The organism is Bradyrhizobium sp. YR681, from assembly GCF_000282615.1.
In the GTDB taxonomy this organism is placed as follows: domain Bacteria; phylum Pseudomonadota; class Alphaproteobacteria; order Rhizobiales; family Xanthobacteraceae; genus Bradyrhizobium.
Genome location: NZ_AKIY01000263.1, coordinates 1 through 17899, shown reverse-complemented (window position 1 = coordinate 17899; position 17899 = coordinate 1). Strand labels below are relative to the sequence as shown.

General features: G+C 65.8%; 18 protein-coding genes and 1 pseudogene. 11 read left to right on the top strand and 8 right to left on the bottom strand.

Annotated features, from left to right (window positions below; translation table 11 throughout):
• Positions 1–9: 9 nt before the first annotated feature.
• Together PMI42_RS28695 and PMI42_RS28690 are read right to left on the bottom strand one after the other, a co-directional pair.
• Positions 10–222: pseudogene (locus PMI42_RS28695) on the bottom strand (DUF4864 domain-containing protein); the annotation flags it as partial.
• Between the two features lie 66 nt (positions 223–288).
• Entirely contained in the window at positions 289–927 is a 639-nt protein-coding gene (locus tag PMI42_RS28690) for a TetR/AcrR family transcriptional regulator (RefSeq protein WP_193376359.1), read from the bottom strand.
• Between the two features lie 252 nt (positions 928–1179).
• Between PMI42_RS28690 and PMI42_RS28685 the strand changes: the two genes are divergently transcribed.
• The 3 genes from PMI42_RS28685 to PMI42_RS28675 are packed head-to-tail and all read left to right on the top strand — an operon-like array spanning position 1180 to position 4983.
• On the top strand, positions 1180–1677 hold the full coding sequence (locus PMI42_RS28685) for a (2Fe-2S)-binding protein (RefSeq protein WP_008140891.1): 498 nt from the start codon (positions 1180–1182) through the stop codon (positions 1675–1677).
• The gene (locus PMI42_RS28680) at positions 1674–2729 is read left to right on the top strand and encodes an FAD binding domain-containing protein (RefSeq protein WP_008140889.1); all 1056 of its coding nucleotides are present in this window, start codon (positions 1674–1676) and stop codon (positions 2727–2729) included. Before PMI42_RS28685 ends, PMI42_RS28680 begins: the two co-directional genes overlap by 4 nt.
• Positions 2722–4983: a xanthine dehydrogenase family protein molybdopterin-binding subunit gene (locus PMI42_RS28675; protein ID WP_008140887.1), complete on the top strand. Its 2262-nt coding sequence runs from the start codon at positions 2722–2724 to the stop codon at positions 4981–4983. The genes PMI42_RS28680 and PMI42_RS28675 overlap by 8 nt, the downstream gene beginning before the upstream one ends.
• Positions 4984–5026: 43 nt before the next feature.
• Here the strand turns inward: PMI42_RS28675 and PMI42_RS40160 are convergent, their stop codons facing one another.
• Both PMI42_RS40160 and PMI42_RS28670 read right to left on the bottom strand, forming a co-directional pair.
• A complete protein-coding gene (locus tag PMI42_RS40160) occupies positions 5027–5179 on the bottom strand; it encodes a hypothetical protein (RefSeq protein WP_008140885.1) in 153 nt (50 codons plus the stop codon).
• Between the two features lie 187 nt (positions 5180–5366).
• Positions 5367–5915 carry a cupin domain-containing protein gene (locus tag PMI42_RS28670; protein WP_008140882.1) on the bottom strand — a complete coding sequence of 183 codons (549 nt, stop codon included), beginning with the start codon at positions 5913–5915 and terminating at the stop codon, positions 5367–5369.
• A 148-nt stretch (positions 5916–6063) separates the two neighbouring features.
• Between PMI42_RS28670 and aptA the strand changes: the two genes are divergently transcribed.
• Both aptA and PMI42_RS28660 read left to right on the top strand, forming a co-directional pair.
• Positions 6064–7392, top strand: a complete 1329-nt coding sequence (gene aptA, locus PMI42_RS28665; RefSeq protein ID WP_008140880.1) for an omega-aminotransferase AptA — start codon at positions 6064–6066, stop codon at positions 7390–7392.
• A 70-nt stretch (positions 7393–7462) separates the two neighbouring features.
• Positions 7463–8728, top strand: coding sequence for a D-amino acid dehydrogenase (locus PMI42_RS28660; RefSeq protein WP_008140878.1), 1266 nt, complete (start codon positions 7463–7465; stop codon positions 8726–8728).
• Positions 8729–9001: 273 nt separating this feature from the next.
• Here the strand turns inward: PMI42_RS28660 and PMI42_RS28655 are convergent, their stop codons facing one another.
• Positions 9002–9658 carry a helix-turn-helix domain-containing protein gene (locus PMI42_RS28655; protein ID WP_008140875.1) on the bottom strand — a complete coding sequence of 219 codons (657 nt, stop codon included), beginning with the start codon at positions 9656–9658 and terminating at the stop codon, positions 9002–9004.
• 180 nt (positions 9659–9838) lie between these two features.
• On the opposite strand from PMI42_RS28655, the gene PMI42_RS28650 reads away from it, so the two are divergent.
• The 4 genes from PMI42_RS28650 to PMI42_RS28635 are packed head-to-tail and all read left to right on the top strand — an operon-like array spanning position 9839 to position 13321.
• Positions 9839–10603, top strand: coding sequence for an ABC transporter substrate-binding protein (locus PMI42_RS28650; RefSeq protein ID WP_008140873.1), 765 nt, complete (start codon positions 9839–9841; stop codon positions 10601–10603).
• 40 nt (positions 10604–10643) lie between these two features.
• Positions 10644–11297 (top strand): amino acid ABC transporter permease, encoded by a 654-nt coding sequence (locus tag PMI42_RS28645; protein ID WP_008140871.1) that lies wholly within the window; start codon positions 10644–10646, stop codon positions 11295–11297.
• The gene (locus PMI42_RS28640) at positions 11294–12025 is read left to right on the top strand and encodes an amino acid ABC transporter ATP-binding protein (RefSeq protein ID WP_008140868.1); all 732 of its coding nucleotides are present in this window, start codon (positions 11294–11296) and stop codon (positions 12023–12025) included. The genes PMI42_RS28645 and PMI42_RS28640 overlap by 4 nt, the downstream gene beginning before the upstream one ends.
• A 12-nt stretch (positions 12026–12037) precedes the next feature.
• Complete coding sequence (locus PMI42_RS28635) at positions 12038–13321, top strand: NAD(P)/FAD-dependent oxidoreductase (protein WP_008140865.1); 1284 nt, start codon at positions 12038–12040, stop codon at positions 13319–13321.
• Positions 13322–13505: 184 nt separating this feature from the next.
• Here the strand turns inward: PMI42_RS28635 and PMI42_RS28630 are convergent, their stop codons facing one another.
• The gene (locus tag PMI42_RS28630) at positions 13506–15095 is read right to left on the bottom strand and encodes a gamma-glutamyltransferase family protein (RefSeq protein ID WP_008140863.1); all 1590 of its coding nucleotides are present in this window, start codon (positions 15093–15095) and stop codon (positions 13506–13508) included.
• 89 nt (positions 15096–15184) lie between these two features.
• On the opposite strand from PMI42_RS28630, the gene PMI42_RS28625 reads away from it, so the two are divergent.
• On the top strand, positions 15185–15958 hold the full coding sequence (locus PMI42_RS28625; protein WP_008140861.1) for an enoyl-CoA hydratase-related protein: 774 nt from the start codon (positions 15185–15187) through the stop codon (positions 15956–15958).
• A 147-nt stretch (positions 15959–16105) separates the two neighbouring features.
• Here the strand turns inward: PMI42_RS28625 and PMI42_RS40155 are convergent, their stop codons facing one another.
• Entirely contained in the window at positions 16106–16282 is a 177-nt protein-coding gene (locus PMI42_RS40155) for a hypothetical protein (protein WP_008140859.1), read from the bottom strand.
• A gap of 9 nt (positions 16283–16291) precedes the next feature.
• Positions 16292–16525, bottom strand: a complete 234-nt coding sequence (locus tag PMI42_RS28620; protein WP_008140857.1) for a DUF6894 family protein — start codon at positions 16523–16525, stop codon at positions 16292–16294.
• A 202-nt stretch (positions 16526–16727) separates the two neighbouring features.
• Here PMI42_RS28620 and PMI42_RS28615 point away from each other — a divergent pair.
• Positions 16728–17899, top strand: a 1172-nt coding sequence (locus PMI42_RS28615) for a PQQ-dependent sugar dehydrogenase (RefSeq protein ID WP_008140855.1), incomplete at its 3' end; no start/stop codon positions are given.

The window sequence follows — 17899 nt, the reverse complement described above, 5'->3', positions numbered from 1 at the left end:
CGGCGGTTAGCCGTTCTGCACCATCGACATGAAGATGTCGGGCGCGGGGAATATCTCCCTGATTGCCGGCGCGGCATGGGAATAGGCGGCGGCCGCATCGTCGCGCGCAAACGCCTGTTCCTGGGCGCGGATGACGCCCTGCGCGGCGGTGACATCGCCGGCGAATGCTGAGATGGAGCTGAAGACAATACTGATGGCGACAAGCAAGGCGGCAATGCGCATGACAGGCTCCGCGTTGAAATCCCGGCGATGCCGATCCTAGCACGCCCCATGGGACATACGGGCGGGTTATCGTTTCCGTTTCACCGCGGGTCTTGCGGCACGCGTCTTGGCCTTTTTGGCCTTCGCGACCGGCTGCACCCGCAGGCCGTCGACGAACACGTCCAGCATCCGCAGCACCGAGGATTGCCAGCCGGGCTGGTCGTGCATGTAGCACATGCCGAAGAACGCGCGGAGAAGGTCCTCGGGACTGATGTCAGCGCGCATCTCGCCGGCCGCGACTGCGCGGTCGAGCAGCGAGCCGATGGCCTTCGTCAGCCGATCGAAAGAGAAGGCCTGCAACTCGGAACCGCTTTGGACCGCAAGCGCCAGGGCTGCGACCATGCCCTTCTTGGTGGCGACGAATTCGACACCTGAGCGCAGCCAGCGCCTGAGCGCATCGACCGGATCCCTGGCATTCTTCAATTGTTCGGCAAGCTCGCTGAGCTGCTCGACCTCGCGCCGGTACACCGCCTCGAACAAATCCTCCCGGGTCGGAAAATGCCGGTAGAGCGTGCCGATGCCGACGCCGGCGCGTTTTGCCACGGCCTCCAGGCTCGCCTCGGGACCGCCCGCATTGAAGACGAGTTTCGCCGCCTCGAGCACGCGCTCGCGATTGCGCACGGCATCGGCGCGGGGTTTGCGAATCTGGTCGGTCTGGTCGTCCATGCAGGCAATGTAGATCACGAATTGGTTAGATTGAACCCTTGCAATGAACCCATGCAGCGCTGCACGGCGTTGAGGGCGCATGGGATTTTGACCAATTCCAAATATTTTTTGGCGGCCCTTGTTAAGCGGAGGGTGCCTCCGTATCTTCCTTGAGATGTTGGCCGGGTTCCGCCCGGCCGGCGCATATCGACGGCGGCCACGGAGGTGGCGCGCTGAGCGATGAGCCATGTCCAAATCTGATCGGAGCCTTGTATGAACCACTCCATCAGCCTCACCGTGAACGGTGCGCGGCGCGATTTCGTCCTCGACGATCCGCGCGTCACGCTGCTCGATCTCCTGCGTGAGCGCCTCCATTTGACCGGGACCAAGAAGGGATGCGACCGCGGCCAGTGCGGCGCCTGCACCATTCTGGTCGACGGCAAGCGCATCAACTCCTGCCTCGCGCTCGCCATCAGCCATGACGGCGCCGATATCCTCACCATCGAAGGCGTCGCGCGCGGTGACCAGCTTCATCCCGTGCAGGCCGCCTTCATCGCCCATGACGGCTTCCAGTGCGGCTTCTGCACACCCGGCCAGATCATGAGCGCGATCGGCATGATGCAGGAGGCCCAGGCCGGCAACGATCCCGAGCGCATCCGCGAATGCATGAGCGGCAATCTCTGCCGCTGCGGCGCCTACGCCGGCATCGTCGATGCCGTGCTCGAGGCGCAGGCCGGCATGGATGAATCCAATCAGAGGCGCTCCGCATGAAACAGTTCGATTATGTCAGGCCGGCCACGGTTGCCGAGGCCGTTGCCGCCGCCGCCCAGCCAGGCGCCGTGTATCTCGCCGCCGGCACCAATCTGCTCGATCTGATGAAGGGCGGCGTCAGCCGTCCGGATCGTCTGGTCGATGTCACGCATCTCGGCGGGCTCGATCAAATCGAGACTCTCGCCGACGGATCATTGCGTATCGGCGCGTTGGTGAGCAATGCCGATCTCGCGCATGACGCAAACTTCGCAAAGTCTTATCCGGCGGTCGCCGAAGCGCTGCTCTCCGGCGCGTCGGCGCAATTGCGCAACGCCGCCACCGTCGGCGGCAACCTGCTGCAACGGACGCGCTGTGCGTATTTCTACGATACCGCCAGCCGCTGCAACAAGCGCGAGGCCGGAAGCGGCTGCGATGCGCGCGAGGGCGAGAACCGCACCCATGCCGTGCTCGGCTGGAGCGAGAGCTGCATCGCCACCCATCCGTCCGATTTCTGCGTGCCGCTTGTGGCGCTCGATGCCGTCGTCGAGATCGAGGGCAAGACCGGTCGCCGCGAGATCGCGCTCGAAGAACTGCATCGTCTGCCCGGCAACACGCCCGAGCGCGACTCGGCGCTCGAAGCCGGCGACCTCATCGTGGCGGTGCGCCTGCCACCGGCGGCGCGCGGCTTTGCCACCCATGCCCGCTATCTCAAGGTTCGCGAACGGACATCCTACGCCTTCGCCGTCGTCTCGGCCGCCGCTGCGTTGCGGATCGAGAACGGCAAGGTCGCGGAGGCGCGGCTGGCGCTTGGCGGCGTCGCCGCAAAGCCCTGGCGCGCCCGCGCTGCGGAGGATGTGCTCAAGGGCGTTGCACCCACGGCAGATGCCTTTCAGGAAGCTGCCTGGCGCGCGCTCACCGACGCAAAACCGTCCGGCGACAACGCCTACAAGATCGAGCTCGCGCGCCGCATCGTCGTGCGCGCGCTGACCCTTGCCGCCGCCGGGACGCCCGCGCGTATTCCCGCGCTGCCGGCCTCTCCCTTTGCCTCGACATCCGGAGCCATCCATGCCTGAGCTCAATCTCACCAGCGCTCCCGCCCATCTGCGCCACGGCTCCAGCATCGGCCAGCCGCTGACCCGCCGCGACGGCGTCCTCAAGGTCAAGGGACAGGCGACCTATGCGGCCGACAATCATCCGCCCGGCATGCTGTTCGCGGTGATGGCGGTGTCCAGTATCGCCCGCGGCCGGGTGACTTCGCTCGATGTCGCCGCAGCAAAGGGTCATCCCGGCGTCGTCGATGTCATGACGCCGGATCACAAGCCTGAACTCGCGATCGACCCCGAGATCAAGACCAATCCGTTCGTTTTCCGGATGGAGGTGTTGCAGAGCGATGAGGTCCGCTACGCCAACCAGCCGATCGCCGTGGTGATCGCCGAAACGCTGGAGGCGGCAACGGAAGGAGCGGCGCTGCTGGCACCGCGCTACGAGGTGTTGCCCGCGCTGGTCGGTCTCGATGCCGGCGAGAGCTTTGTGCCGCCGGTCGTCGGCGTCGGCAATCCCACCGAAAATCACCTCGGCGATGTCGAGGCGGGCCTTGCCGCGGCCGAGAAGCAGATCGATGCGATCTACGAGACGCCGCCGCAATATCACAACGCCATGGAGCCGCATGCGATCGTGGCGGCCTGGGACGGCGATCGTCTGCAGATCGACATGCCGACCCAGGGGCTGATGCTGTCGCTTGCGCGCGTTGCAGAATTGTTCGGCATTGCGCACGACAAGATTCACATCCGCAGTCCGTTTCTCGGTGGCGGCTTCGGCTCCAAGGGGCTGATGTCCGGCCCGCCGACGCTCGGCATCATGGCCGCCAAGCTGGTCGGCAGGCCGGTCAAGCTCGTGCTGCGCCGTGAGCAGATGTACGGCCCGGTCGGTCACCGCGCGCCGACGCGTCAGCGGCTCCGTATCGGTGCCGATGGTGAGGGGCGCCTGACCGCGCTCGATCACCACGCCAGAACCGTGTCGAGCACGTTCGACGATTTCTACGAGCCCGCGGCGGATGCCTCGCACACGCTCTATGCGGCACCCGCGATCCGCACCGCGCACGATGCCGTGCGCGTCAACACCGGCACGCCGCTGTTCATGCGCGCGCCGGGCGAGGCGACCGGTTCGATCGCGCTCGAAAGCGCGATCGACGAGATGGCCTGGGCTTGCGGCATCGATCCGCTCGCCTTCCGGCTGAAGAACTACGCCGAGGTGGAGCCGATCACGGGCAAGCCGTTTTCATCCAAGGCATTGCGGGCCTGCTATGAGCAAGGCGCGGCGCGCTTCGGCTGGTCGAAGCGTTCGCTTCAGCCGCGGCAGATGCGTGACGATGCCGGCCTCTTGGTCGGCTGGGGCATGGGCACGGCGACCTTCCCGGCGCTGATGTTCCAGGCCGAGGCGCGCGCGGTGCTCCGCCGCGACGGCTCCGGTGCGATGGAGATCGGCGCGCATGACATGGGGCAGGGCGCCTGGACGGCGCTGGCCCAGATCGCGGCCGACGAGCTCGGCCTCGATATCGACCGTGTCGAGTTCAAGGCGGGAAGCTCAGACTTGCCTGATGCCGGGATCGCAGGCGGCTCGGCGCATACGGCGACCGCGGGTGCCGCGATCCACAGTGCCGGTGCGGCCGTGATCGCAAAACTCGCCGATTTCGCTACGACTGACGAGCGCTCGCCGCTGTTCGGTGCCGGCAATGCCGGCGTCATCGCGCGCGATGGCAGGCTGATCCGGCGCGACGACGAGAGCCGGGGCGAGAGCTATGTCGAGATTCTCGCGCGCGCCGGTGTCGCCGAGGTCGAGGCGCGCGGCACCGGCGCGCCGAATCCCGCGGCGATGGAGGAGTATGCGATGCACGCCCACGGTGCGGTGTTTGCCGAGGTGAAGGTCGATCCCGAACTCGGCCAGATCCGCGTCACCCGCATGGTCGGCGCCTTCGCGGCGGGACGCATCGTCAATCCGCATCTGGTGAAGAGCCAGCTGTTCGGCGGCATGATCTGGGGCATGTCCTTCGCGCTGCACGAGGAAGCCATCACCGACCGCCGCAGCGGCCGGATCATGAACGCCAATCTCGGCGAGTACCACATCCCCGTGAATGCCGACGTGCCGCCGCTCGACGTGATCACGGTCGAGGAGCACGATCCGCACGTCAATGCGCTCGGCATCAAGGGCGTCGGGGAGATTGGCATCACCGGCAGCGCCGGCGCGGTTGCGAATGCGGTCTGGCATGCGACCGGCGTGCGCGTCCGCCGGTTCCCGATCAAGATCGAGGAGCTGCTGACGCAGCGTTGAGGCAAAAGGGCGGGACGAGACAGTCTCGTTCCGCCGCGACCGGCTAATGCAGCTTCTTGCGCAGGGCCTTCAGGGCCTCGCGCTGCGTCTCGATGTAGTCGGCGATGACCTTGCGCAGCTCCTGCGAATGGAGCTTGTCGGTGTCGCGCTGCACTTCGTCGAGCGCGGCTTCTGCATTGGCGATCGTGATCTTCATCTGCGAGCCCTGTTACGAAGCGGCCCCGGAGTGCCTAGGAGTCCGGGGCCATAACCTCAGCACCTTTAAGCCAGGCTGCTCGGCTACGGTTCGCAACATATAGAGGTTTGGCTCGCGGAAATTGAGATGGCTCAAGCTCCGTAAGATACCGGTGCCTCCGTAGGATTCCGGGTGGCGCCGGTGCGCGTCAAAATGTCGGCGGCGTGCACGCCGAGATCACCTCGCACGGCTTGCCGCCGACGCAGCGGAAGCGATGCGGGCGGCGGCTCTCGAAGTAATAGGCATCGCCGGGATTGAGGATGCGGCGCTCGTCCTCGACGGTGACTTCGAGCTTGCCTGAAATCACGATGCCGCCTTCCTCGCCGTCATGGACGAGGTGCACGCGCCCGGTATCGCTGCCGGGCTCGTAGCGCTCCTTGAGAATCTGAAGACTGCGGCCGAACAGATTGTCGCCGATCTGCCGATAGGAGATCGGCTTCTTGCCGACCTCGGTCAGCTCTTCCGAGCGGTAGAAGATCTTGCGCCGGCTCTCCGGCTCCAGCGCGAAGAACTCGGCGAGTCCCATCGGGATGCCGTCAAGGATACGCTTGAGCGCGCCGACCGACGGGTTCATCTGGTTGGATTCGATCAGCGAGATCGTCGAATTGGTGACACCGGCACGCTTGGCGAGTGCCCGCTGCGACAGCTTGTGGCGGGCCCGAATGAATCGCAGCCGTCCACCGATGTCGACGCTCATGCCCAAATCCCTGTTGCAGGTGTTGCGGATCGCGCAAATATGGACCAGCAGCCCCAGTCAAATCAATGGCTTGCAGGTGGCCAGAAAAGGACTTGTTGCGCTCCTGTAGCCGTGGCTCTGCTGGCAGGTCAGCAAAGGAGCGTGGCCCGTGACCCTTCATCAGATTCCGAACACTATCAAGACCGACTCGTTCTGGATGCCGTTCACGGCCAACCGTCAGTTCAAGAAGGCGCCGCGCCTGTTCTCCTCGGCCGAGGGCATGCACTACACCACTGTCGACGGCCGCAAGGTGATCGACGGCTCCGCCGGCCTCTGGTGCGTCAATGCCGGGCACGGCCGCAAGCAGATCGCAGCAGCCGTCGAGCGGCAGCTGATGACGCTGGACTTCGCGCCGTCGTTCCAGATGGGCCATCCGCTGGCATTCGACTTTGCCGAGCGTCTCGCCGAGATCGCGCCGAAGGGCCTCGACCGCATCTTCTTCACCAATTCCGGCTCCGAGTCGGTCGACACCGCGCTGAAGATCGCGCTCGCCTATCACCGCGCCAACGGCCAGGCGAGCCGCACCCGCCTGATCGGCCGCGAGCGCGGCTATCACGGCGTCGGCTTCGGCGGCACCTCGGTCGGCGGCATGGTCGCCAACCGCCGCGCCTTCGCAACCCTGCTGCCGGGCGTCGACCACATCCGCCACACCCATGACCTCACCCGCAACGCCTTCGCCAAGGACCAGCCCGAGCATGGCGCCGAGCTTGCCGACGATCTCGAGCGCCTCGTCGCCCTGCACGGCGCCGAGACCATCGCTGCCGTCATCGTCGAGCCGGTGCCGGGTTCGACCGCGGTGCTGCCGCCGCCGAAGGGCTATCTCAACCGCCTGCGCGAGATCTGCGACAAGCACGGCATCCTCCTGATCTTCGACGAGGTCATCACCGGCTTCGGCCGCCTCGGCACCCCGTTCGCCGCCAACTTCTTCGGTGTCACGCCGGATATGATGACGACGGCCAAGGGCATCACCAACGGCACCATTCCCTGCGGCGCGGTGTTCGCGAGCCGGAAAATTCACGACGGCCTGATGGTCGGCCCGGAAAACGCGATGGAGCTGTTCCACGGCTACACCTATTCCGCCCATCCGACCGCCTGCGCCGCGGGTATCGCCACGCTCGACATCTACAAGGACGAGGGCCTGCTCACCCGCGGTGCCTCGATCGCCGAATACTGGCGCGATGCGCTGCATTCGCTGAAGGGCCTGCCGAATGTCGTCGACATCCGCAATTGCGGCCTGATGGGCGCGGTCGAGATGTCGCCGCGGGACGGTACGGTCGGTGCGCGCGGCTACGACGTGATGGTCGACTGCTTCAATCGCGGGCTGTACTTCCGCATGAGCGGCGATAGCTTCGCGCTGTCCCCGCCCCTCATCGTCGAGAAGAGCCACATCGACGACATCGTGTCGATCCTGGGCGACGCCATCAAGCGGGTGGCCTGATAATTGCTCTCGCCGTTGCGAGTTGTTTCCTTGCAGCGGCGAGCGTGATGCCGCGGGAGTTTGACGTAGCGTGAAAGTTCTGATCCTCGGCAGCGGTGTCATCGGTGTCACCTCTGCCTACTACCTCGCACGTGCCGGCCACGACGTGACGGTCGTCGACCGTCAGCCGGAGCCGGCACTGGAGACCTCTTTCGCCAATGCCGGCGAGGTGTCGCCGGGCTATTCCTCGCCCTGGGCCGGCCCCGGCGTGCCGGTGAAGGCGATCAAGTGGCTTCTGATGAAGCACGGCCCGCTGGTGATCCGGCCGAAGCTCGATCCCGTGATGTGGGTCTGGCTTTCAAAAATGCTGCGCAACTGCACCAGCGCGCGCTACACGGTCAACAAGAGCCGGATGATCCCGATCGCGGAATACAGCCGCGATTGCCTGCGTGATCTCCGCCGCGACATCGGCATTCAATATGACGAGCGTTCGCAGGGCACGCTGCAGCTGTTTCGCTACCAGGCGCAGCTCGACGGTACCGGCGAAGACGTCGCCGTGCTCAAGCAATACGGCGTGCCCTACGAGACGCTGAGCCGCGAGGGCTGCATCGCGGTCGAGCCGGCGCTATCAGGCGTGAAGGAAAAATTCGTCGGCGGCCTTCGCCTGCCGCAGGACGAGACCGGCGACTGCCACATGTTCACGCAGGCACTGGCCAAGCATGCCCAGGCGCTCGGCGTGCGCTTCATGTTCAACACCGGCATCGACCGCATCGTCACCGACGGCGCGCGCGTCAGCGGTGTCGCGACCAGCGCCGGCCTGTTGCAGGCGGACGCTTACGTGCTCGCGCTCGGAAGCTATTCGTCGCGGATGGCGGCGCCGCTCGGCATTTCCTTGCCGGTCTACCCGGTGAAGGGCTATTCGATCACGGTGCCGATCAAGGATGCCTCCGGTGCGCCGGAATCGACCGTGATGGACGAGAGCTACAAGGTCGCGATCACCCGTCTCGGCAATCGCATCCGCGTCGGCGGTACCGCCGAAATCTCCGGCTTCTCGACCAAGCTCTACGATGCGCGCCGCGCCACGCTCGATCACTCCCTGACCGACCTGTTCCCGCGCGGCGGCGATCTGTCCAAGGCGACGTTCTGGAGCGGCTTGCGCCCGATGACGCCGGACGGCCCGCCCGTGATCGGCCCGACCAAGTACGCCAACCTCCACCTCAACACCGGACACGGCACGCTCGGCTGGACCATGTCCTGCGGTTCGGGACGGGTGCTCGCGGATCTGCTGTCGGGCAAGAAGCCGGATGTCGATGTGAGCGCGCTGACGGTGGACCGGTACAATCACCGGTTCGGGTAAGACTCCATCCCTCGTCATTGCGAGGAGCGAAGCGACGAAGCAATCCAGAATGCCTCCGCGGCGGCAGCCTGGATTGCTTCGCTACGCTCGCAATGACGATGTGGAGGCGTCGCGCATCTCCTCCATCACCGTCACCCTGAGGTGGCCGCTTCTTCAGCGGCCCTCGAAGGGCGACGGCCCGGCTGCATCGGAGGCCGTGCATCCTTCGAGGCTCGCTGCGCGAGCACCTCAGGATGACGGGACTTAGATCGTGCGCGCGGAGCGATGAGAGAGCTACCCCGCACCCGTAACGCAATTCACCCACAGCACGACCGCCTTCGCATCCTGCGCCGGATTTGAAAACCGGTGCGGCCGCCGGCTTGCGAAGCGAAAACTGTCGCCGGTCTTCAGCGACCACGTCTCGCTGTCCACCGTCAGCATCATCTCGCCTTCGAGCACGAGGCCGGCTTCCTCGCCGTCGTGGGTGTAGAGCTCGTCGCCGGTGGAGCCGCCAGGCTCCAGATGCACCAGGAACAGGTTCAGCTTGTTGTCGGCGCCGGCCGGGCTCAGCAATTGCTTGGACACGCCGGTGCGCCAGAGCTTGAGTTCGGGCCGCTGCAGCCCACGCGTCACCACCTGGTCGGAGGCGCCGTCGGCGCCCGGGTTCGCGCCGAACAATGCGGCGATGCCGACGCCGAGCACGTCGGCGAGTGTCGCCAGCACGCGCAGCGAGGGCGAGGACAGGCCGCGCTCGATCTGGCTGAGGAAGCCGATCGACAGGTCCGTGCGGGCCGCGATCGTCTCCAGCGAGAATTGCCTGATACGCCTGAGATCGCGGATGCGACGGCCGACCGCGACATCCATCGCAGGCTCGGCCGGCGTGGTGATCGCCTTGGCTTTCACCATCTTGGCCGGCTTCTTCGCCGGCTTTGCGGCGGCTGGTTTGCGCATTCTTTTGCCACCGCTCACGTCAAACCGCTTCCTTCATGTGCATGAAAACCGCTTGCATCACCCGCGAAAGTGTGACCAAATTTTCATATTGGTGAAAATAGGCCGAAACGGCTCGGCCCGCAATGTCTGCAATGACGACATTTGCGAGCGCCGCATCGGCCGGACCCAAAGGGGAATGCGATGGCGTTGAAGCGTTTTGGTCTGGCCGCGGTCGCGGCACTCGCAATTGCCGCCGTGGCGCCGGCTTCGGCGCAGCAGGTGCTCAAGGTCGGTTCGACGCCGACGGGCATTCCCTTCACCTTCCTCGACACCAAGACCAACACCATCCAGGGTATCATGGTCGATCTCGTCACCGAGATCGGCAAGGACGCCGGCCTCAACATGCAGATCGAGCCGATGGCGTTCTCGGCACTGATCCCGTCGCTGACCTCGAGCAAGATCGACATCATTGCCGCTGCGATGTTCATCACCGCGCCGCGCAAGGAGGTCGTCGATTTCTCCGACCCGATCTACACCTATGGCGAGGGCCTGGTGGTGCCGAAAGCCGACACCAAGGCCTACGCCACGCAGGACGACCTGAAGGGTGAGACGGTCGGCGCCCAGGTCGGCACCGCCTTCGTCGACGCGCTGAAGAAAACCGGCCTGTTCGCCGACGTGAAGGCCTACGACACCATTCCCGACATCCTGCGCGACGTGAACACCGGCCGCCTCAAGGCCGGCTATGCCGACTATCCGATCCTCGCCTACAATCTGAAGCAGGGCGGTTTCCCGGAAGTGCGACTCGTCGACGGCTACAAGCCCGTCACCGTCGGCTCGGTCGGCATCGGCGTGCGCAAGGGCGAGACCGCGCTGCTCGGCAAGATCAACGCGTCGCTGGCGAAGCTGAAGGCCAACGGCACCATCGACAAGATCCTCGAGAAGTGGGGCCAGAAGGCGCAAGGCTGAGACATACAGGCTGATCGACAGAGGCTGGTAAGGCTGCCCCATGAAAGGCTTCTGGCGCGACGCCGCCGAGTTCTTCCCGATCCTGATGAGCGGCGTCGTGCTGACGATCGTCGTCACCGTCGGTTCGCTGCTGCTCTCGACGGTGCTCGGCCTGATCTGGGCGATGATGCGGGTCTCCGGCATCAAGGCGCTGTCGATGCTCAGCGCCAGCCTGATCAACGTGATCCGCGGCATTCCGATCATCGTGCTGCTGTTCTACCTCTACTTCGTGATGCCCGATCTCGGCGTCACGCTCTCGGCGTTGCAGGCCGCCATCCTCGGACTCGGCATCGCCTACTCGGCCTATCAGGCGGAAAACTTCCGCGCCGGCATCGAGGCGATCGACAAGGGCCAGATCGAGGCGGCGCAGTCGATCGGCATGGGCTGGTGGCTCACCATGCGCCGCGTGGTGCTGCCGCAGGCGGTGCGCATCGTGCTGCCGCCCTACGGCAACGTCATGATCATGATGCTGAAGGACTCCTCGCAAGCCTCGACCATCACGGTCGCCGAGCTCGCGCTGCAAGGCAAGCTGATCGCATCCTCGACCTTCAAGAACACCAACGTGTTCACGATGGTTGCGCTGATGTATCTCACCATGAGCATTCCGCTCATCCTGCTGGTTCGTCACTTCGAGAAGCGGGCCGGCAAGAAATGATCGAGCTCAATGACGTCCACAAGAGCTTTGGCCAGAACGAGGTGCTCAAGGGCATCACGGCCTCCGTGCAGAAAGGCGAGGTGGTCTGCATCGTCGGTCCATCCGGCTCCGGCAAGTCGACGATCCTGCGTTGCATCAACGGTCTGGAGAGCTACGACCGCGGCGAGATCAGCGTCGAAGGCCTGAAGGTCGACCGCGACGCGCCGTCCATCGTGAAGGTCCGCACCCAGGTCTCGATGGTGTTCCAGCGCTTCAACCTGTTCCCGCATCGGACAGTGCTGGAGAACGTCGTCGAGGGACCGCTCTATGTGAAGAAGGAGCCGCGTGCGCAGGTGCTCGAGCGCGGCCGCGCACTGCTCGCCCAGGTTGGCCTCGCCGAAAAGGCCGACGCGCATCCGCCGCAGCTCTCCGGCGGCCAGCAGCAGCGCGTCGCGATCGCGCGCGCGCTCGCCATGCAGCCAAAGGCGATCCTGTTCGACGAGCCGACCTCGGCGCTCGATCCCGAACTCGTCGGCGACGTCCTCGGCGTCATGCGCAAGCTCGCCGACGACGGCATGACCATGGTCGTCGTCACCCACGAGATGGGCTTTGCCCGCGACGTCGCCGACCGCGTGCTGTTCATCGACGGCGGCGTCATCGTCGAGCAGGGGCCGGCGAAATCGGTGCTCAACCAACCGCAGCATGCGCGCACGCAGGATTTTTTGCGGCGCGTGCTGCATCCGCTCTGATCGGTCTTTGCCATGACGCGCCTGCCTCTGCCGCCCTCGCTCTATGCCGACACTGCCGTCGCGCCGGTCGCCACGCCGCCGCTCGATACGGACAAGAGCGTTTCCGTCGCGATTATCGGTGGCGGCTATACCGGCCTGTCCACCGCGCTGCATCTGGCCGAGCAGGGCGTCGAGGCGCTGGTGCTGGAGGCGCAGGAGCCGGGCTGGGGCGCGTCGGGCAACAATGGCGGCCACACCAATCCCGGCCTGAAGCACGACCCGGACCAGATCGAGGCGGACTTTGGCGCCGAGCTTGGCCGCCGCATGATCGACTTCGCCTACGGCACGACGAACTTCACCCACGACCTGATCCGCCGCTACCAGATCCCCTGCGAAGCGCGGCAGAACGGCACGCTGCGTGCGGCTTACAACGAGGCCAGCGCTGCTGCGATCGAAAAGACGGCGCAGCAATGCATCCGCCGCGGCATGCCGGTGACATATCTGAACCGCGAGCAGCTGCGCGGGATGACCGGCACGGATCGCTACATCGGGGCCATGCTGGATACACGTGGCGGCGATCTGCATCCGCTCAGCTACGCCCGCGGTCTCGCGCGTGCCGCGATCTCGGCGGGCGCGAAGGTCCATGGCGAGACGCCGGCGCTGTCGCTGCGCCGCGACGGCTCGCGCTGGCGCATCGAGACGCCGCGCGCGGTCGTGCATGCCGACAAGGTTCTGCTCGCCACCAACGGCTTCACCGACGATCTCTGGCCCGCGCTCCGCCGCACCATCGTGCCGGTCTTCTCCTCGATCGCCGCCACCGCGCCGCTCTCCGACGAGGTCGCCCGCTCGATCATGCCGACGCGTCCCGTTCTCTATGAGAGCGGCCACATCACCGTCTATTACCGCATCGATCAGCACAACCGCCTGCTGATGGGCGGCCGCGGCCCGATGCGCTGGATCAATTCGCCTGATGATGTCGCCTATCTCATGCGCTATGCCGAGCGGCTATGGCCGCAGCTCAAGGGCGTCGCCTGGACCCATGGCTGGAACAGCCGGCTGGCCATCACCAAGGATCACTATCCGCATGTGCATGAGCCCGCGGAAAACATCCTGATCTCGCTCGGCTGCAACGGCCGCGGCGTCGCGCTCTCGACCGCGATGGGCGCGCAACTCGCCCGCCGCCTGATCGGCGGCGCCAAGGCCGAGATCGACATGCCCGTCACCGGCATCAAGCCGATCCCGATGCATGCGTTCTGGCCGGTCGGCGTGACGACCGCCGTTATTGCAGGGCGGGTGAGGGACCGGCTAGGGATCTGATTAGGTGAATTGCAGCCACGGCGAAGATGCGCTCCCTCGCCCCGTTTGCGGGGAGAGGGTTGGGGTGAGGGGGACTCTCCGCGGGGACGGCGGCAATTGGACTCGCGGAGACTCCCCCTCACCCGGAATCCGCGCTACGCGCGAATTCCGACCTCTCCCCGCAAGCGGGGCGAGGTAAAGGGCCTCAGCCCTCCACCACCGCATCGGCCCAGGGCTGAAAAATCTCGACCGCGCCGGAATTCACCTCGCCCTCGCGCATGACCACGCTCGGGCAGGCGAACTTTTGGGGCAAGGCCTGCACCCGACTCTCTTCGTAGTCGAAGCGCGCGGCAAGCGCCTTGCGCGCGTCTGCCGGCAACCTGATATCGCCGATCACGACGGCGCCCTCGCTGGCGTCGATGCGCGGCTGGTGGATCGCCGCGTCGAGGTCCATGCCGAAATCCATTGCGAAGGATGCGAGCTGCATCACCGAAGGCAGGATGCGGCGACCGCCGGAGGCGCCGATGGCCAGACGCTTGCCGTCCCGGGTCTCGGCGATGACGGGCGTGTAGTTGGTGAGGCAGCGCCTGCCGGGTGCGAGCGAGTTGGTGGTGCCAGGCGTCGGATCGAACCACATGATGCCGTTGTTCATGGCGATGCCGGTGTGCGGCGTCACGTATTTCGAGCCGAAGGAGGAAAGCAGCGTCTGCGTCACCGCGGCCATGTTGCCGTGGCGGTCGACGACGGAGAAATGGGTGGTGCAGGCGGGCGCCAGATATTCGGCGCCGAGCGAACGCTTGCCGTCGGCATCGCCCATGTCCTTGAGCCGCTCGCGATAGGCCGATTGCAACGCCACCGCATATTCGGTGTAGGCAGCAGCGTCCGGCGCGCTCGCGGGCTTCAGATTTTCCTGCAACAGCCGCAGTGCATGCGCCAGCGTTGGCCCGGCCGTGAGCTCCGGCGTCGCGAACACCCTGCCGCCGCGATAGGGGATCGCCAGCGGGTCGCGCAAATGGCTGCGGAACGCGGCGAGATCCTCCACTGACAGCGAGCCCCCGTCGGCCCTGATGTCGGATGCGATGCTCCTGGCGAGGTCGCCCTGGTAGAAGTCGCGGGGGCCCGCGTCGGCGAGGTGCGACAGCGTCGCCTTCAAATTGGCCAGCGGCAGCCGTGTCTCGGATTTGATGCCCCATGGTGCGCTCGGCGGCAGGCCGTCCTTCAGGAATGTGGCCGCGCTCGCGGGGTAACGCCTGAGATCGGCTCCCGAGCTCGCGATCGTCAGCGTGGTCCACCAATCCACCAGCAGGCCTTCGCCGGCGAGGGCGACGGCCGGTGCGACCAGGTCCTTCCACGGCAGCCTGGCGTGGCGGCGATGCGCCTCCTCCATGCCGGCGACGACGCCGGGCACGGCGACCGCACCGGGGCCGTGGATGTTGCGATCGTCCTTCACCCGCTGCCAGGGAAACAGGTCCGCGGCTGCGCCTTCGCCGCTGAGCGGATAGTCGGCGGTGCGCAGGCTCTGCGGCGCGCACATGCCGTAGTCGATCACCTCATAGCGATTTTCCCTGGCGCGGTAGAGCACCATCGCGCCGCCGCCGCCGATGCCGCTGTTCCAGGGCTCCAGCACGTTCAGCGCCATGGTGGTCGCCACGATCGCGTCGACGCAATCGCCACCCGCCGCCAGCACCTGCGCTCCCACCTCGGCCGCCCGGCGCGATTGCGCGGCGACGATGCCGCCCTTGGAGGTGACGGCGGGTTTGCGGACGGTTTGGGCGAGGCTGAACTGATGAGGCATGATGTCGTCTTGTGTCTTGTCTTGGTTGGAGAAGCGCGCGGACAATGGCACATTGCGGCAAACGAGAACAATCCAAAGGGAGGCGCGACATGGCAGGTGTGAAACAGGCGCGGGATGGCGCGGTAGGGATTCTGACGCTCGACGAGCCGGCGAGCCTGAACGCGATGACGCCGGACCTGCTCGGCGCGCTCGCCGCCGCCGTCGCCGAGATGACGCAGGATGATGGTGTGCGTGCGCTGGTCCTCACCGGTGCCGGGCGCGGTTTTTGCTCAGGACAGAATTTGAAGGCATCGGAAGCGCTCGGCGAGGACATCGCGGCCGGCGTGATGCGCTTCTACTGGCCGGCCTTCAAGGCGCTACGCGAATGCCGCGTGCCTGTCGTCGTTGCGGTCAACGGCGTGGCAGCCGGTGGCGGCTTCAGCCTGGCGATGGCCGGCGACATCATTGTTGCGGCGCGGTCGGCAAGCTTCATCCAGGTGTTCAGCCGCATTGCGCTGGTGCCCGATCTCGGCTCGACCTGGCTATTGCCGCGCCTGATCGGCCGGCAGCGCGCGCTAGAGCTGATGCTGCTGAACGAGCCGCTGACGGCCGAACGCGCCCGGGAGATCGGACTGGTGCGAGAGGTCGTCGACGATGACAAGCTGATGGGGGAGGCGCTGGTGCTGGCGCGCCGCCTCGCAGAGGGCCCGACGCGCGCGCTGGTCGCGACCCGCGCGCTGGTCGAGGAGAGCGAGCATGCGACCTATGAGGCGCAGTTCCGCCGCGAGATCGAGCTTCAGGCCACGATCCGCAAGAGCGCCGACGCCATCGAGGGTCGCAACGCCTTCGTCGAGAAGCGCAAGGCGACGTTTACGGGGCGGTGAGGAGAACTGTTTCCCCGCACTCGTCATGCCCGGGCTTGACCCGAACATCCACGTCTTTGCGTTGTCGGAACGTGGATAGCCGGGTCAAGCCCCGGCCATGACGACGTAGAGACAGAGATCAGCAGGAAAGCGGCAAAGCCGCAGGGCTCAGCGCGAGCGATCCAGCCGGCTGGCCTGATATTTGGCGTGCCATTTCGGGCCGGGCCCGCGCATATAGTGAAGCTCGGGGCGGTAGGGGTTGCCGGCTATCCGCACCAGCTCCAGCCATTTGCTGGCGACGAAGCTGAGGGGCTGGCGGAGCAGGGTCAATGAAGCGAGCAGCATGGCATCACCTCAATGCGGCTTGCCGAGCATGGCGGTGAAGGGAAGGTCGAAGATCTCCTCGCCGTCGGAGCCGCTGACATGGATCACCCAGTCGCGCCAATCTTCAGCGCCGGGGGTCAGGATCATCGAGTTCATGATCTGGGCGGCACGGTCACGCGCCTCGGTCAGGCTGGCCACCGCGGTGCCGCTGCGATCGATCAGCGTGCCTTCGGTATTGGAGCAGTGAAAATAGACCTGGACCATATGCGTCTCCTATTGGGAGCGATCAGGATGGCAAACCGATACCACCCGAGGCCTTCGCGAAACATTCGGGCCGAGCCCGGTAAGGGAATCTACGGAGATTGGTCGGCACGAAGGTCGTTACAGGTTTAATCACAGGCGGGTGATGGCTGGACGGCGCCCAGGCGGCATGGAACAAGCTTCCCGGAAAGTCCGGGAGGCCACCGTGAACCAGTTCACATTCGGACGCGAGCGCCGAAAACTGCGCTTGCTCGCAGCGGTTTTGACCGGAGCGCTGTTCGGCGTCGCCCCGGCCTCGTCCGATCCGGTGAGGAAGAGCGGTTACGCCATCGGCGCAGAGACTTGCGGCAGCGGCGATCTCGCCTTTCCCAGAATCCAGATCGACATGAAGGCCGGATTTTGCGCCGGACTCGTCGCCAGCGAAGACGATCAGCTCAAATTTCCGCGCTCGATCGTCCAGGTGCCCGGCCGCGACCTGTTCGTGGTGGCCGACATGGGCGGCTGGGGTCACACCGACGGGCGGTTGTTGCTGCTCGACCCGCACGCGCCGCAGGGTGGACGGTTCAAGGAACTGCTGACCGGTGTTGAATATCCGTTCGGTCTCGTGATCGGCCCGGACAAAAAACTCTATGCCTCGACATCGGAGACGATCTTCCGGTTCGATCCGCTCGCGGACAATCCGCGGAGCACGGTCGAGACCATCGTCCGCCACATGCCGGGCCGCCGGCTTACATTGCCTGACGGCACCAGGCTCGACGAGAGCGCGCATCCGCTCAAGCAGTTTGTATTCGACCGGAACGGCCGGCTGTTCGTCAATATCGGCTCGCACAGCGACGACTGCATCACGCCGGCGCCGATCACGCGGCCATGTGCGGCGGCAGAAGGCGCTTCCGCGCTGGCATCGATCTGGCTGTTCACGCCGCCTGCGGGCGGCGTCTTTCCGGCGCTGAAGGCGAACGATCCCGATCCGCCGCACAGCGTCTATGCGCGCGGCTTGCGCAACTCGATGGCGCTCGCGCTGCATCCGAACTTTCCCGATGCCGGCTACGCCTTCCTGCAAGGCGAGAATGGCCGCGACCTGCCCGACATCTTCAAGCCGAACGAAGAAATCAACGCGGTCGAGCAGGGCAGGCATTACGGCTGGCCCTATTGTTACGACCTCTCGACGCCGAGCCCCGAGTTCAGGCTCGTCCTGCAGTCCGGCGTCTACAAATCGCTCTGCACCGCCAATGCGCTCTACAAGCCGCCATTCTCGCTGCTGCCGCCGCACGGCGCGCCGCTCGCGATGCTCTACTATCACGGGGCAAAGTTTCCGGAACTGGAGGGCAGGCTGCTGGTCGGCCTGCACGGCTATCGGCCGACCGGCAGCCGCGTCCT